The organism is Tessaracoccus pujii, assembly GCF_054483895.1.
In genome coordinates, this window is record NZ_CM137012.1 from 1,380,770 (window position 1) to 1,395,072 (window position 14,303).

General features: G+C 68.8%; 14 protein-coding genes and 1 tRNA gene. 4 read left to right on the top strand and 11 right to left on the bottom strand.

Annotated elements, in window-relative coordinates; translation table 11 throughout:
* Positions 1-19: 19 nt before the first annotated feature.
* Positions 20-1,459 (bottom strand): 30S ribosomal protein S1, encoded by a 1,440-nt coding sequence (gene rpsA / locus ACX1D0_RS06765; protein WP_459020112.1) that lies wholly within the window; start codon positions 1,457-1,459, stop codon positions 20-22.
* A 204-nt stretch (positions 1,460-1,663) separates the two neighbouring features.
* Between rpsA and ACX1D0_RS06770 the strand changes: the two genes are divergently transcribed.
* Complete coding sequence (locus ACX1D0_RS06770) at positions 1,664-2,398, top strand: class F sortase (RefSeq protein WP_459020113.1); 735 nt, start codon at positions 1,664-1,666, stop codon at positions 2,396-2,398.
* Between the two features lies 1 nt (position 2,399).
* Here ACX1D0_RS06770 and polA read toward each other — a convergent pair whose 3' ends face one another.
* Positions 2,400-5,075, bottom strand: coding sequence for a DNA polymerase I (polA, locus tag ACX1D0_RS06775; protein ID WP_459020114.1), 2,676 nt, complete (start codon positions 5,073-5,075; stop codon positions 2,400-2,402).
* 90 nt (positions 5,076-5,165) lie between these two features.
* On the opposite strand from polA, the gene ACX1D0_RS06780 reads away from it, so the two are divergent.
* Both ACX1D0_RS06780 and ACX1D0_RS06785 read left to right on the top strand, forming a co-directional pair.
* Positions 5,166-5,570, top strand: a complete 405-nt coding sequence (locus ACX1D0_RS06780) for a PaaI family thioesterase (protein WP_459020115.1) — start codon at positions 5,166-5,168, stop codon at positions 5,568-5,570.
* A 187-nt stretch (positions 5,571-5,757) separates the two neighbouring features.
* Positions 5,758-6,585: an endonuclease domain-containing protein gene (locus tag ACX1D0_RS06785; protein ID WP_459020116.1), complete on the top strand. Its 828-nt coding sequence runs from the start codon at positions 5,758-5,760 to the stop codon at positions 6,583-6,585.
* A gap of 281 nt (positions 6,586-6,866) precedes the next feature.
* Here the strand turns inward: ACX1D0_RS06785 and ACX1D0_RS06790 are convergent, their stop codons facing one another.
* A complete protein-coding gene (locus tag ACX1D0_RS06790) occupies positions 6,867-7,445 on the bottom strand; it encodes an ANTAR domain-containing response regulator (protein WP_459020408.1) in 579 nt (192 codons plus the stop codon).
* A 132-nt stretch (positions 7,446-7,577) separates the two neighbouring features.
* Here ACX1D0_RS06790 and ACX1D0_RS06795 point away from each other — a divergent pair.
* A tRNA-Leu gene (locus ACX1D0_RS06795) sits at positions 7,578-7,663 on the top strand.
* 54 nt (positions 7,664-7,717) lie between these two features.
* Here ACX1D0_RS06795 and pyk read toward each other — a convergent pair.
* From pyk to ftsZ, 8 genes are all read right to left on the bottom strand, one after another.
* Positions 7,718-9,142: a pyruvate kinase gene (gene pyk, locus ACX1D0_RS06800; RefSeq protein ID WP_459020117.1), complete on the bottom strand. Its 1,425-nt coding sequence runs from the start codon at positions 9,140-9,142 to the stop codon at positions 7,718-7,720.
* A gap of 56 nt (positions 9,143-9,198) precedes the next feature.
* Positions 9,199-10,119 carry an RluA family pseudouridine synthase gene (locus ACX1D0_RS06805; RefSeq protein WP_459020118.1) on the bottom strand — a complete coding sequence of 307 codons (921 nt, stop codon included), beginning with the start codon at positions 10,117-10,119 and terminating at the stop codon, positions 9,199-9,201.
* Entirely contained in the window at positions 10,116-10,673 is a 558-nt protein-coding gene (gene lspA, locus ACX1D0_RS06810) for a signal peptidase II (RefSeq protein WP_459020119.1), read from the bottom strand. Before lspA ends, ACX1D0_RS06805 begins: the two co-directional genes overlap by 4 nt.
* Positions 10,637-11,062 (bottom strand): TraR/DksA family transcriptional regulator, encoded by a 426-nt coding sequence (locus ACX1D0_RS06815; protein ID WP_459020120.1) that lies wholly within the window; start codon positions 11,060-11,062, stop codon positions 10,637-10,639. The genes lspA and ACX1D0_RS06815 overlap by 37 nt, the downstream gene beginning before the upstream one ends.
* 104 nt (positions 11,063-11,166) lie before the next feature.
* The gene (locus ACX1D0_RS06820) at positions 11,167-12,105 is read right to left on the bottom strand and encodes a DivIVA domain-containing protein (protein ID WP_459020121.1); all 939 of its coding nucleotides are present in this window, start codon (positions 12,103-12,105) and stop codon (positions 11,167-11,169) included.
* Positions 12,106-12,212: 107 nt separating this feature from the next.
* On the bottom strand, positions 12,213-12,497 hold the full coding sequence (locus ACX1D0_RS06825; protein WP_459020122.1) for a YggT family protein: 285 nt from the start codon (positions 12,495-12,497) through the stop codon (positions 12,213-12,215).
* A 4-nt stretch (positions 12,498-12,501) separates the two neighbouring features.
* Positions 12,502-12,954, bottom strand: a complete 453-nt coding sequence (locus tag ACX1D0_RS06830) for a cell division protein SepF (RefSeq protein WP_459020409.1) — start codon at positions 12,952-12,954, stop codon at positions 12,502-12,504.
* 106 nt (positions 12,955-13,060) lie between these two features.
* Entirely contained in the window at positions 13,061-14,206 is a 1,146-nt protein-coding gene (gene ftsZ, locus ACX1D0_RS06835) for a cell division protein FtsZ (RefSeq protein WP_459020123.1), read from the bottom strand.
* Between the last annotated feature and the right edge of the window lie 97 nt (positions 14,207-14,303).

The following is a 14,303-nucleotide window of genomic DNA, read 5'->3' on the forward strand; positions in this document are numbered from 1 at the left end:
GCTCCTTGGTGCCTGTCGGTCAGCGACCGCCGGTGAGCTTGTCCCGCAGAGCCTGCAGGGTCTCATCGGAGGCGAGTTCGCCCGAACCCTCGGACTCGGTGGTGTAGCCGGCCGCGGCGAGCGTGGAGGCGTCGCGATCCGCGGTCTCAGCGGACTCGACCTGACGCTTGTGGGTCTCCCACAGTGCGTGCGCCTGGGCGTACTGGGCTTCCCAGGCAGCGCGCTGCTCGTCGAAGCCTTCCTTCCAGTCGTTGGTCTCCGGATCGAAGCCCTCGGGGTAGATGTAGTTACCCTGATCGTCGTAGGACGCCTGCATGCCGTAGAGCAGCGGATCGAAGTCGTCAGCCGCGACATCGACGCCCTCGTTGGCCTGCTTCAGCGACAGCGAGACGCGGCGACGCTCGAGGTCGATGTCGATGACCTTGACCATGCGGTCGTCGCCCACGGAGACAACCTGCTCCGGGATCTCGACGTGGCGTTCGGCGAGCTCGGAGACGTGCACCAGGCCCTCGATGCCCTCGCCGACGCGCACGAACGCGCCGAAGGGGACGAGCTTGGTGACCTTACCGGGAACGATCTGGCCGATCTGGTGCAGGCGCGCGAACGTCTGCCACGGATCTTCCTGCGTGGCCTTGAGCGACAGCGAGACGCGCTCGCGGTCCATGTCCACCTCGAGCACCTCGACGGTGACGGGCATGCCCACCTCGACGACCTCGTTGGGGTGGTCGATGTGCTTCCAGGACAGCTCGGAGACGTGCACGAGGCCGTCCACGCCGCCCAGATCGACGAACGCGCCGAAGTTGACGATGGAGGACACGACACCCTTGCGGATCTGGCCCTTCTGCAGGCCGGTGAGGAACGTCTGGCGCACCTCGGACTGCGTCTGCTCCAGGTAGGCGCGGCGGGACAGGACCACGTTGTTGCGGTTCTTGTCCAGCTCGATGATCTTGGCTTCGAGCTCCATGCCCACGTAGGGCTGGAGGTCGCGGACGCGACGCATCTCGACGAGGGAGGCCGGCAGGAAGCCGCGCAGGCCGATGTCCACGATGAGGCCACCCTTGACCACCTCGATGACGTGGCCGGTGACGACGCCGTCCTCTTCCTTGATCTTCTCGATCGTGCCCCAGGCGCGCTCGTACTGTGCGCGCTTCTTGGACAGGATCAGACGACCCTCCTTGTCCTCCTTCTGCTGGACGAGGGCCTCGATCTCGTCGCCGACCTTGACGACGTCGAACGGGTCCACATCGTGCTTGATGGAGAGTTCCTTGGAGGGGATGACGCCTTCGGTCTTGTAACCGATGTCGAGCAGGACCTCGTCCCGGTCGACCTTGACGACGATGCCAGAGACGATGTCTCCGTCGTTGAAGTACTTGATGGTGGCGTCCACCGCGGCCATGAAGGCCTCAGGTGATGCGAAGTCGTCGACGGCGATCGTCGATGCCTCAGTGGAGGAGGTCATGTAGTAGGGCTCCGAAAATGAATGACAATGCACCGGGGCCCTGTCGAAACGCGCGGTCCCTACTCCGTCTGAGGGAATGCAGGCCACAATGCCCGCTCAGCGTAGCTGCCATGAGGGGTCGAGAGCAACCTGACGAGCGCCGCTCTCCCGGCTTGGCCTGGCCGGCCGTTCCGGCCCGAACCGACCACTGCATAAGCTGGCTCCGTGAGCTCCACCCCGCACCCCCGTCGCTCCCGCTTGACGCTGGTCGTCGTCCTCGCCGTCGCAGTCGCCGTCGTCGCGCTGATCGCGCTCATCCTCCCCCGCGGCGGGGACACTGTGGCGGCGCCGGTCGCGTCACCGACGCCCACCGCCTCCCCCACCCCGACGCCGGCTGCCACCCCGTCAGCCATCCCCTCCCTGACGGCCAGCCCGTCCCCCTCCGCTCCGGCCGACCCGGCACTGGCGGATTGCACGGTGCCGGCCGGCGGATTCGTCCCCACCCGCTTCGCGATTCCCGCGATGGGCGCCGACGAGCGGGTCGTGTCGCTCAACCTGGACGAGGACGGCAATATCGCGGCCCCACCCAAGGACGAGCCCCGCACCGCGTCCTGGTGGAACGCGGGCCCGATGCCAGGCAGCGACGCGGGCAAGGCGCTGCTGTCGATCCACACGTACCGCACCGGAAAGGCGCTCGGCAACGAGCTCTACGCGGGGGGCCAGCCGCAGCTGGCGGCCGGGGACCTGATCAAGCTGTACGGCGACGACGGCCAGGTCCAGTGCTACGAATTCACCGGCGCCACCAAGGTGTGGGTGGCGGACTACGACCCGAACTCCGACGTCATGGTGGACTACACGGGCGACCCGCAGCTGGCCATCATCATCTGCTGGGACTTCAACCGCTCCACGGAGGACTGGGACTCGCGGATCTTCTTCTACGGAACCCCGGTCCCGGCCTGAGTCAGTGGGCGGCGGACTGCCACGAGCCGCCCACCCCGACCGACACCTCGAGCGGCACGGCCAGCGTGAAGGCACCGGTCATCTCCGCCCTCACCACTTCCGTCAACCGTTCCCGCTCGCCCGGCGCCACCTCGAACACGAGCTCGTCGTGCACCTGCAACAGCATCCGGCTGGCCAACCCCTCCCGTGACAGCGCGCTCGCCACGCGGATCATGGCCACCTTGATCACGTCGGCGGCAGATCCCTGGATGGGCGAGTTGAGCGCCGCCCGCTCCGCCATCTCGCGGCGCTGCCGGTTCGTGGTGGTGAGGTCCGGCAGGTACCGCCGTCGGCCCAGCATGGTCTCGGTGAACCCCGTCCTACGCGCCTCGTCGACGACGGAGGCCAGGTACGCGCTGACTCCGCCGACCCGGGAGAAGTAGTCCTCCATCAGCGCCTTCGCCTCCCCCACGGAGATCTTGAGCTGGTTGGACAGACCGAACGCGCTGAGGCCGTACGCCAGGCCGTAGTTCATGGCCTTGATCCTGGCGCGCATCTCACCGGTGACGTCCTCGGGCTCGACGCGGAACACCAGCGACGCCATCTCGTTGTGGAAGTCGCGGCCGGAGGTGAACGCCTCGATCAGCCCCTCGTCGCCGCTCGCGTGGGCCATGAGCCTCATCTCGATCTGCGAGTAGTCCGCCGACATCAGCGACTCGTACCCCTCGCCCGGAATGAACGCGGAGCGGATCTGGCGGCCCATGGACGTGCGGATGGGGATGTTCTGCAGGTTGGGGTCCGTCGACGACAGGCGTCCCGTGGCGGCGATGGTCTGCACGTAGGTGGTGTGGATGCGGCCGTCGTCGCCGATCGCGGCCAGCAGCCCGTCGACGGTCTGCCGCAGCCGGATCTGGTCCCGGTGTGCCAGCAGGTGGCCGAGGAAGGGGTGCTCCGTCTTGGCGAACAGCGACTCCAGGGCCTCTGCGTCCGTGGTGTAGCCGGACTTGGTCTTGCGGGTCTTGGGCATGGCGAGCTCGTCGAAGAGCACCGCCTGCAGCTGCTTGGGTGAGCCGAGGTTGACCTCGTGGCCCAGCACGTCGAAGGCGGCCTGCTGGGCGGCCGCGACCGCCGCGTCGAACTCGTCGCGCAGCGCCTGCAGCCGGGCCGTGTCGACGGCGACGCCCACGCGCTCCATCTCGGCCAGGGTGCGCTGCAAGGGGAGTTCGAGGTCCGCCAGCAGCGCGGTGGCGTTGCGCTCGACCAGCTGTGCCTCCAGTGCGTCGGCGAGGTCGAAGACGGCGCGTGCGTGCAGCAGCGCCCTGTCGACGGAGCCGTCGTCCGCGTCGCCGAAGTCCAGGGCCGCCTGCGGGGCCTCCGCGGTGGCGGGTTCCGCCGACAGCTCACGCTGCAGGTAGCGGACGACGAGGTCGCCCAGGTCGTAGGTGCGCTGGTCCGGACGGAGCAGGTAGGCGGCCAGCAGGGTGTCCTGGGCCACGCCGACGAGGTCCCACCCGCGTGACCAGCAGGCCAGCGTGGGGCCCTTGGAGCCGTGTACCAGCTTGGCGTGGGCCGGATTCGCGAGCCACTCCGCGAGGGCGGCGTCGTCGGCCGGCGAGAGGTCCGCGGTGTCGATGTAGGCACCCGCACCGTCAGCGGCGGCAAGGGCCAGCGCCGTGACGTCCCCACCTCCGCCGCCCCAATGGCCGACGAAGTGCACGGCCGTGCGGCCCACGGCGTGGGCCTGGAGCCACGCCGCGACCCCTCCTGTGGCCACCCGCTCGCCCTGCACCGAGAAGCTCTCCGTCGTGGCCGGCTCGGCCGGCGCCAGCTCGAGCAGCCGCTCGCGCAGCACGCGGAACTCCAGCGCGTCGAACAGCTGGTGGACGCGCTCGCGGTCCCACTCGTGGCGCTGCGTGGCGTCCAGCGTGATGCCCAGGTCCAGGTCGCACACCAGAGCGTTGAGACGTCGGTTGCGCACCACGCCGTCGAGGTTGGCGCGGAACGACTCCCCCGCCTTCCCCGGCACCTGCTCGGCGCGGGCGACGAGGTTGTCCAGCCCGTCGAACTGGTCCAGCCACTTGGCGGCCGTCTTCGGGCCGACGCCCGGGACGCCCGGCAGGTTGTCGCTGGTCTCACCGACGAGGGCCGCCAGCTCCGGGTAGCGGGTGGGGGAAACCAGGTACTTCTCGGTGACGGTCTCCGGCGTCATGCGGGCGAGATCCGAGACGCCCTTGCGCGGGTAGAGCACGGTGACGTGGTCATTGACCAGCTGCATGGCATCCCGGTCACCCGAGACGATGTAGACGTCGTAGCCCTCGGCGGCCGCCTGGGTCGACAGCGAGGCGATGATGTCGTCGGCCTCGTAACCCGGCATCTCCAGCCAGGGGATGTTGAGGGCGTCGAGGACGTCCTTGACGAGCGCCACCTGCCCCTTGAACTCCTCGGGCGATTTGGCCCGGTTGGCCTTGTACTCCGGGTACTGCTCGGTGCGGAACGACTCGCGCGCCACGTCGAAGGCCACCACCAGGTGCGTGGGCATCTCGTCGCGGAGCACGTTGATCAGCATCGACGTGAACCCGAACACCGCGTTGGTGTGCTGCCCCGTCGTGGTGGCGAAGTTCTCCACGGGCAGCGCGAAGAAGGCGCGGTAGGCCACCGAATGGCCATCGATCAACAGCAGCTTGCCCGAGTCAGTCACACCGGCGAGCCTACCGAAGCCGGCACACCGGCGAATCGTGCCGCGTGCAGCGCCTCTCCTGAGGCGCGCCACGTGTGGCAGAGTTCCCCCATGAACAGGGTTCCCCCGTGGCTGGCGGACGTCGTCTCCCCCCTCGACGTGAAACTGGGCGTCGAGATCACCGAGCTGACGCCGGAGCGCGTGGTCGGCTCGATGCCCGTTGAGGGCAACGAGCAGCCCTTCGGCCTCCTGCACGGCGGCGCGTCGGGCGTGCTGATCGAGACGCTGGCGTCGATGGGCGCGATGGCGTACGGCTACCCGGAGCGCGCGGGCGTCGGCGTGGACCTGAGCGTCACACACGTGCGAGCGGCCCGCTCCGGGCGCGTCACGGGGACCGCGACCGCGGTCCGCCTCGGTGGGCGCGTGGTCACCTACTCGGTGGAGATCGTCGACGACGAGGGCCGCACCACCGCCGTCGGCCGGCTCACCTGCCAGATGATCGCCCTTCCCCGCTGACAGCTCATCCGTACCGCGCGTCTACCGCACGTTCCGTGCCCACCTCCCCGGGCACGACACGCCGTCGAACCCCTCCCCGGAGCCTCCCACCGGGCTTGAGTGGCAACAACTGTGGACATTGGTGCACGCCCCTCCACAGCGCGAGCCGCTCCGGGAAATCCGGGGAACGCCCGACGATCAAGGCAGGGTGCGGATCTACCACTCTCATGGCGCCGGCGGCGTCGTCACACGCAAGGAACTCCTCGCAGAGGGCTACTCCCGACGGCGGATCGAGGCAGAGGAACGCGACGGCACGCTCGTGCGGGTGGACCGGAGCCGCTACGCGAGGCCCGATGCCAACGCCGACGTGGTCGAGGCAGCGCGGGCTGATGCCACGCTCACCTGCGTTTCCGCGCTCGCGGCGCACGGCATCTGGACCATGCCGTCGAGCGGTCTGCACCTCCGCCGTCTCGGTTACGGCATGCGTCGACGCAGCCTCCCACCTGGTGCACGCCTGTGCTCAAGCCCAGCAGGCCCGACCACCCAGCCGCTTGACGGCATTCCCGCCTCGCTTGGAGCCGCGATCCGCCACCATGGCCCCGAGGAGGTGGTCATGGCTCTCGACTCCATCCTTCACCAGCGCCTGTACAGCCGCGCAGAGCTCGAATCGATGCTGCTCGAATACGGGAAGACCGCCCCGCTCCTCCTGCCGCGCGCCGATTCGCGCACGGAATCCGCGCTCGAATCCATCGTCCGGCAACGCCTGCGCGCGGCCGGACTGCGCCCAAGGCTTCAGGTGAAGGTGCCCGGTCTCGGCCGAGTGGATCTCATGATCGGCCGATTGGTGATCGAGGTGGACGGCCGTGAATACCACACACAGGACGGCAGCTTCGAAGAGGACCGACGGCGCGACAGGGTCGCGGCGAGCCTGGGGCTGGTTGTCATCCGGATCACCTGGCACCAGGTCATCGCCCAGTGGGACGAGGTGCTCGCGGACGTCCTGTCCGCGTTGCGGACGCGCGGTCTGCGTCGCTGAGCCAGCCGCGGCGTCGTCCGTCGCGCACCAATACACGCCGTTTGCACCCATGGCGGTCGTATTCGGTCTCCGGTGCAGGGTTCGACGGCGTGTCGTGCACATTTCGAAGCGGGCCGGCGTGTCGTGCACATTTCGAAGCAGGCCGGCGGGCGCGGCGGGGCGTGCGCGGGGGGCGCGGCGGGCGGGCGGGGCGCGACGGGCGGGCGTGCGTGCGCGGGAGGCAGCGGGCCGGCGCGGGGGTCCCGCCAGACACGCCCCCCGCCACGAGAGCCCTCGGAAGGCTACTTCTTCTTGTGCGAGATGACGCCCTCGGCGACGTCGCGCATGGACTTGCGCAGATCCATGGCCGTCTTCTGGATCCAGCGGAAGGCCTCCGGCTCCGTGAGCCCGAGGTCCTGCTGCAGGATGCCCTTGGCCTGGTCGATCACCTTGCGCGACTCGAGGCGTTCCTCGAGGGAGACCAACTCGTCCTCGATGGCCTTGATCTCCTGGAATCGGCCCATGGCGATCTCGATGGCCGGGATCACATCCGAGGCGCCGAACGGCTTGACGACGTAGGCCATGGCGCCGGCCTCGCGGGCGCGCTCGACCAGGTCCCGCTGGCTGAAGGCGGTGAGCATGACGACGGGGGCGATCCGCTCCTCGGCGATGATCTCCGCGGCGCTGATGCCGTCCATCTTGGGCATCTTCACGTCCATGATGACAAGGTCCGGCTCGAGTTCGCGGGCCAGCTTGACGGCCTCTTCGCCGTCGCCGGCCTCGCCGACCACCTCGTACCCTTCCTCGGTGAGGAGTTCCACCAGGTCGAGGCGAATGAGCGCCTCGTCCTCAGCGACGATCACAGTGGGCTTCTTGTTCATCTTGTTGGTCACTTCTTCCTCGGGCCGGCTACGAGCGGTGGCCGAAATACTGCGCTGATCCTACTCGGCATCAGCACAGCTTGCCCAGTCAGCGCCGGAACGCAGGGTGTGGCACAATGTTTGACGCGCTGCGCCCGGGTGGCGGAATGGCATACGCGGACGGCTCAAACCCGTCTGGCCGAAAGGCCTTAGGGGTTCGACTCCCCTCCCGGGCACCACCGCAACGCAGAAAGGGAGCCCCGCTGAGGGCTCCCTTTCGCTGTCTGGTGGACTCAGCTCTCGCCGAGCTCCTTGACCTTGTGCACGCGCAGGTTGTTCGTCTTGCCGGGGATGCCCATGGGCGAGCCCGACACGATGACGATGCGCTCGCCCACCTCGATCATGCCGCGCTCGCGCAGGTGACGGTCCACGGCCTCGACCATCTCCTCCTGCTCCGCGAACTCAGGCGTGACCTGGGTGTCCACGCCCCACGACAGGGTCATGGTCCGCTGCGTGGACTTCTCCGGGGAGAACACCAGCATGGGGATGGGGGAACGAAGCCGCGACAGCCGGCGTCCCGTGTCACCCGACTTGGTGAAGGCCACGAGGTACCGGGCGCCGATGCGCTCCGCGACCTCAGCCGCAGCCTTGGCCAGGATGCCGCCAGTGGTGTGCGGGTCCCAGTCGATGATGTGGATCTCGGCGTGGCCCTCACGCTCGGTCTTCTCGACGATCCGAGCCATGGTGGCGACGGTCTCCACCGGGAAGTCACCGACGGAGGTCTCGCCCGAGAGCATGACCGCGTCAGCGCCGTCGAGGATGGCGTTGGCGACGTCCGAGGCCTCGGCCCGCGTGGGGCGCGGGTTGGTGATCATGGACTCGAGCATCTGCGTGGCGACGATGACCGGCTTGGCCCACTTGCGGGCCGCGCGGATGATCCGCTTCTGCACCAGCGGCACCTCTTCGAGGGGCAGCTCGACGCCCAGGTCACCACGGGCGACCATGAACATGTCGAACGAATCGATGATGTCCTGCAGGTTGGCGATCGCCTGCGGCTTCTCGAGCTTGGCGATGACCGGGACGTGACGCCCCTCCTCGTCCATGATCTCGTGGACGCGCTTGACGTCGTCTCCAGAGCGGACGAAGGACAGGGCCACCATGTCGACGTCCTGGTGCAGCGCCCACCGCAGGTCCCGCTCGTCCTTGTCGCTGAGCGCGGGGACGGAGACGGCGACGCCGGGCAGGTTGATGCCCTTGTTGTTCGACACGGTGCCGGGGACGGTGACCTCGCACACCACGTCGGTGGCAGTCACCTCGATGGCCTTGAGGCCCACCTTGCCGTCGTCGATGAGGATGTGGTCACCCACGGACACATCGCCGGGGAGGCCCTTGTAGGTGGTCGAGCAGCGCTCGACCGTGCCCTGGATGTCGTCGATGGTGATGGTGAACCGGGCACCGGTGGCGAGGAAGACCTTCTGGTCGTTCTCGAACCGGCCCAGGCGGATCTTGGGTCCTTGGAGGTCTGCGAACACGCCGACCGTGGCGCCGGTGGCTTCCGCCGCCGCCCGGACGTTGCGGAGACGGTTACCGTGCTCCTCGTAATCGCCGTGGCTCATATTGAGGCGGGCGACGTTCATGCCCGCGTTCAGGAGCTCAGTCAGACGCTCGACAGTCTCGGCCGATGGGCCGAGGGTACATACGATCTTTGCTCTACGCACGGGGCAACCCTACCGGAACAGGTCCGGCCACGCACCGGGGGCCCCGACGGGGCGACTCACCCCTCGCGGACCAGCTCCAGGGCGTGCTCGAGGTCGGCGGGGTACGACGAGCCGAAGACGACCTGTTCCCCCGAGGTGGGGTGCGTGAACCCGAGTTCGACGGCGTGCAGCCACTGCCTCACCAGCCCCAGCCGGGTGGCCAGCACGGGGTCGGCCCCGTACAGCGGATCGCCCACGCACGGGTGCCCGATGGCTGCCATGTGGACCCGGATCTGGTGCGTGCGGCCGGTCTCGAGGTGGATGCGCAGCAGCGTGGCGGCGCGGTGCGCCTCGATGGTCTCGTAGTGCGTGACGGAGTGCCGCCCCCCGTCCACGATGGCCATCTTCCAGTCCGAGCCGGGATGCCGGGCGATGGGCGCCTCGATGGTGCCCTCGAACGGGTCCGGATGGCCCTGAACCAGCGCGTGGTAGGTCTTGTCCACCGTGCGGTCCCGGAAGGCCTGCTTGAGCACGCTGTAGGCCACCTCGGACTTGGCCACCACCATGAGCCCGCTGGTACCCACGTCGAGCCGCTGCACGATGCCCTGACGTTCGGCCACCCCGGAGGTGGAGACCCGCACGCCGGCGGCGGCGAGGTGCTCGACCACCGACGGGCCCTCCCATCCGACGCTGGGGTGCGCGGCCACACCCACTGGCTTGTCGATCACCACGAGGTCCGCGTCCTCGAACACGATCCGCACGCCGTCGGCCAGGTGCGGCGACACCCGCACACCCGCGGGGGCGGCGTCGTCCGTGAGTTCCAGCAACTCCCCGCCGCCGACGCGGTGGGACCCCTTGCCGATGACCGTCCCGTCGAGCTGCACCCCGCCGGCGTCGATGAGTGTCTCGATGCGGGAGCGGCTGTAGCCCGAGATGCGCGCGGCGGTGGCGTCCAGCCGCTCACCGGCCAGTGAGTCGGGGATGATGAAGAGGCTCACGCGCGCCCCGCCTCGGAGGCCCGCAGCTCGGCCTTGGCCTCCTGCCGCTCATCGCGGAATCCGCCGATCACGATGAGCGCCGCCGCTGACGTGATGCAGACGTCCGCCACGTTGAAGATGGCGCCGAAGTACTGCAGTTGGAACATGTCCACCACGTGCCCGTGGAGGAAAGCGGGCGGCCGCGTCATCCGGTCCACCAGATTGCCGGCGATACCGGCCAGGAGCAGGCCGAGCGCGATGCCGTGCCACAGCCTCGTGATCCGCGGCAGCGCCACGGCGAGGCAGGCGGCGAGGGCCACGACGGCGAACACGGAGAACACGACGGTGGCGTCCGCGCCCATGCCGAACGCCGCGCCCGGGTTGAAGATGAGATTGAGGCGGAGCCACTGCCCCACCAGCTCCACCGGGACGCCCGGCTCAAGCGCGGCGAGGCTGGCCAGCTTCACGAGCTGGTCCAGCCCCACTCCGAGAAGCCCGATGCCGACGGCGATCCTGCGGATGCCGCGGCGCCGGGCGGTCAGCGCCGTTCCTCGCGCTGCTTGCAGGTGACACACAGGGTGGCTCGGGGGAACACCTGGAGGCGACCCTTGCCGATGGCGTTGCCGCACACTTCGCAGTTGCCGTACTCGCCGCTGTCGAACAGGTGGATGGCCAGCCGCAGCTGCTCCGCCATCTCGCGCACGTTCTGCGCCAGGGACAGTTCCTGGTCCCGCTCGAAGTTGCTGGATCCGACGTCCGCCGGATCCCGGCCGGCGCCGTCGGTGCCGCCCTTGAGGAGGGCCTCCAGCTCCGCTTCGGTGGCCGCGATCCGGCGCTCGAGACGCGCCAGCTCATCGTGGAGTTCGGCGCGCTGCTCGGCCACCTCCTCGGGCGTCCAGGGCTCCTCTCCTTCGAGGACCGGAAGCACCGCGATCGGCTCGGCGGCTTTCTTCGACGTGGGCATTGTCTGCTCTCCTGCTCAGGGCTGTTCGGGAAGGGTACACCACACGCCGATCACGTGAACAGGCCGACGCCCGAAGGCGTCGGCCTGTTGACAGGTGTGGGTGACTACTGCTGATCTCCGCCGGCGAGTGCGTCGAGGCGGGGGGTTTCCGAGCGCTGGGCCAGCTCGGGCTGGTCATCGGGCTCGGGGCGCTCGCCGTCGAGGGTGCTCATGAAGCGGTGCAGGACGCCGGTCATGTTCTCGCGGAAGCTGGACTCGAAGGTGCGCAGGTGGTTCACCTTGGCGGTGAGCTCGCCCTGCTCCCGCTCCAGGTCCGCGAACAGTTCGCGGCGGCGGTCTGCGGCCTGCTGGTCGACGGCGGCGGCCCGCGAGGAGGCCTCGTTGGTCATCTGCTCGGAATTGACGCGGGCCTCGGACTCGATGCGCTCCGCCTTGGTGCGGGCGTCGGTCTTGATCTCGTTGGCGCGCTGTTCGGCCTCGTCGAGCTTGCGCTGGGCCTCCACCTGGGCCTCGTTGACGAGGGTGGTGGCCTGGTCCGTGGCCATCTGCAGCAGGCGGGTGACGGCCGGAGCGGCCTCCTCGCTGGAGGTGACGGTGAGGTGCTGCACGCCGCCGGCCGAGGTGACCCGTTCGGAGCGGACGCGGTCGAACTCGGAGCGGACCTGTTCCAGCTGCTCGCGCAGCTGATCGTTCTCCGCGGACAGTTCCCGCACGCGCTGCTCGGAGGCCGACAGGGCAGCACTGGACTCGCCGCCCTCGGTGATGGCTGCGTTGAGGCGGTCCACCTCTGCCCGGAGGGACTCGATCTCGCGGTCCTTCTCCTGCAGAGCGGCACCGGCCTGCGCATCGTTGCCACCGGAGACGCTGGAGGTCTGAGCGGACTCGAGCTCGCGGCGCATGCGCTCGCGCTCCTTGTCGAACTCGTCGAACGTCAGCTCCACCTTGTCGATGAACGTGTCCACGTCACCGACCTGGTAGCCGGTCTCGCCACGGCGCGACATGCGGAAGCGGATCTGGCGAACCTCATCCAGGGTCAGGCTCATAGTTGCTCCAATAGAAGTCGGATCGGACCGGTCAGGCCCGGCTCAGTTCAGGCTAGCGTAGCGCTTCGCGCCCCGGCCAACAGCTACAGCTGGGGTTGAGGGCTGGGTCAGAAGGGGATGAGACCGACGAAGGACTGCAGGATCTGCAGCCCGATGAACAGCACCAGGACGCTCAGGTCCAGCGAGGCGTTGCCGATGCGGACCGGCTTGATGAATCGACCCAGCGCCTTCACCGGGGGATCCGTGAGCGTGTAGATGAACTCGACGATCACCAGCACGAAGCCGCGGGGCGTCCACGTGGGCGCGAACATGGGGATCCACGTGAGGATCACCCGCGCCAGCAGGACCCAGATGTAGAGGCCGATCAGCCACCAGAGGATGTAGGCGACCACGGGCTCAGCTCTGGTTGAAGAAGCCGCCGGAGGCGATGCGCTCCTTGTCCTCCGGCCCCACGACGAGGTTGACCGGGCACAGGAGGAACACTTTGCTCGACACGCGCTCGATGTTGCCCTTCAACCCGAAGATCAGGCCGGCGGCGAAGTCCACGAGGCGCTTGTCCTCGCCGTCCTCCATGTCCGTCAGGTTCATGATGACCGGGATGCCGTCGCGGAAGTTCTCCCCGATGACGCGGGCCTCGTTGTAGGACCGCGGCCGGACGCTGACGATGCGGCTGAGATCAGCCACTTCCTTCTGCGGGACGGCGGCCACCGGCACGGGTCGGCGCGTGGGCAGCGCAGCCACCTTGCTCATCTCTTCGCTCTCCTCGTCCACGTAGATGTCGTCGGTGAGGTCCCCGTCGACGTCCTGGTGCTCGTCGTCACGGTAGCGGCCGTCCTCGACGAGGCCCATCCACGCAGCAAGCTTCCGAACGCCCACGTTGCCTCCTTCATAGATATTGCCACGAGGCTAGCGCGCACCGCCGGTAATGGGGGCCCGACGCACCGAAGCGCGCCGATCACTTCATGAAGTCGGGCACGTCCAGGTCGTCGTCGTCCAGCACGGGCTTGGCCGCCGGCTGGGGCGCGGGGGCCGGGCGCTGGCCGGGCATCGGGCTGGCCTGCGGCGCGGTGAACACCGCCGCCGCCTGGGCGGCGGGACGCGAGGGTTGCCCAGGACGCTGCTCGATGGGGCGGGCCTGGCGCTTCTGCGGCTGGCCGCCGTCGAACCCGGCAGCGATGACGGTGACGCGCACCTCGTCGCCGAGGGCGTCGTCGATCACGGTGCCGAAAATGATGTTGGCCTCGTCGTGCGCGGCCTCCTCGATCAGCTGCGCCGCGGCGGAGACCTCGAACAGGCCCAGGTCCGAGCCGCCCGCGATGGACAGCAGGACGCCGTGGGCGCCGTCGATGCTGGCCTCGAGCAGGGGCGACGAGATGGCCATCTCGGCGGCGGCGCGTGCGCGGTCCTCACCGCGCGCCGACCCGATGCCCATGAGGGCCGAGCCGGCCTGGCTCATGATGGACTTGACGTCCGCGAAGTCCAGGTTGATCAGCCCGGGCGTGGTGATGAGGTCCGTGATGCCGGAGACGCCCTGCATGAGCACCTGATCAGCCTGCTTGAAGGCGTCCAGGATGGCCACCTGGCGGTCCGTCATCTGCAGCAGCTTGTCGTTGGGGATCACGATGAGGGTGTCGACCTCTTCGCGCAACCCCTCGATGCCGGTCTCGGCCTGCGAGGAGCGACGGCGGCCCTCGAACGAGAACGGACGGGTGACGACGCCGATGGTCAGCGCTCCGAGCGAGCGGGCGATCTTCGCGACGATCGGTGCCCCGCCTGTGCCCGTACCACCGCCCTCGCCCGCGGTGACGAAGACCATGTCGGCGCCCTTGAGCGCCTCCTCGATCTCCTCGGAGTGGTCCTCGGCGGCCTGGCGGCCCTTCGACGGATCCGCCCCTGCGCCGAGGCCGCGAGTCAGCTCGCGGCCGATGTCAAGCTTCACGTCGGCGTCGCTCATCAGCAGCGCCTGCGCATCCGTGTTGATGGCGATGAACTCCACACCGCGGAGGCCGGCCTCGATCATGCGGTTGACGGCGTTGACTCCGCCGCCGCCGACGCCGACGACCTTGATCACCGCGAGGTAGTTCTGAGATGCACTTGCCATGTCCCGAAGGTTATGGGAGTGGCGCGGCCAGCGTCCAACGGCACGACGTAATCGATCCGGATTGACCTCAAGTGCTACTTCAGGGTTCACCTGAGGT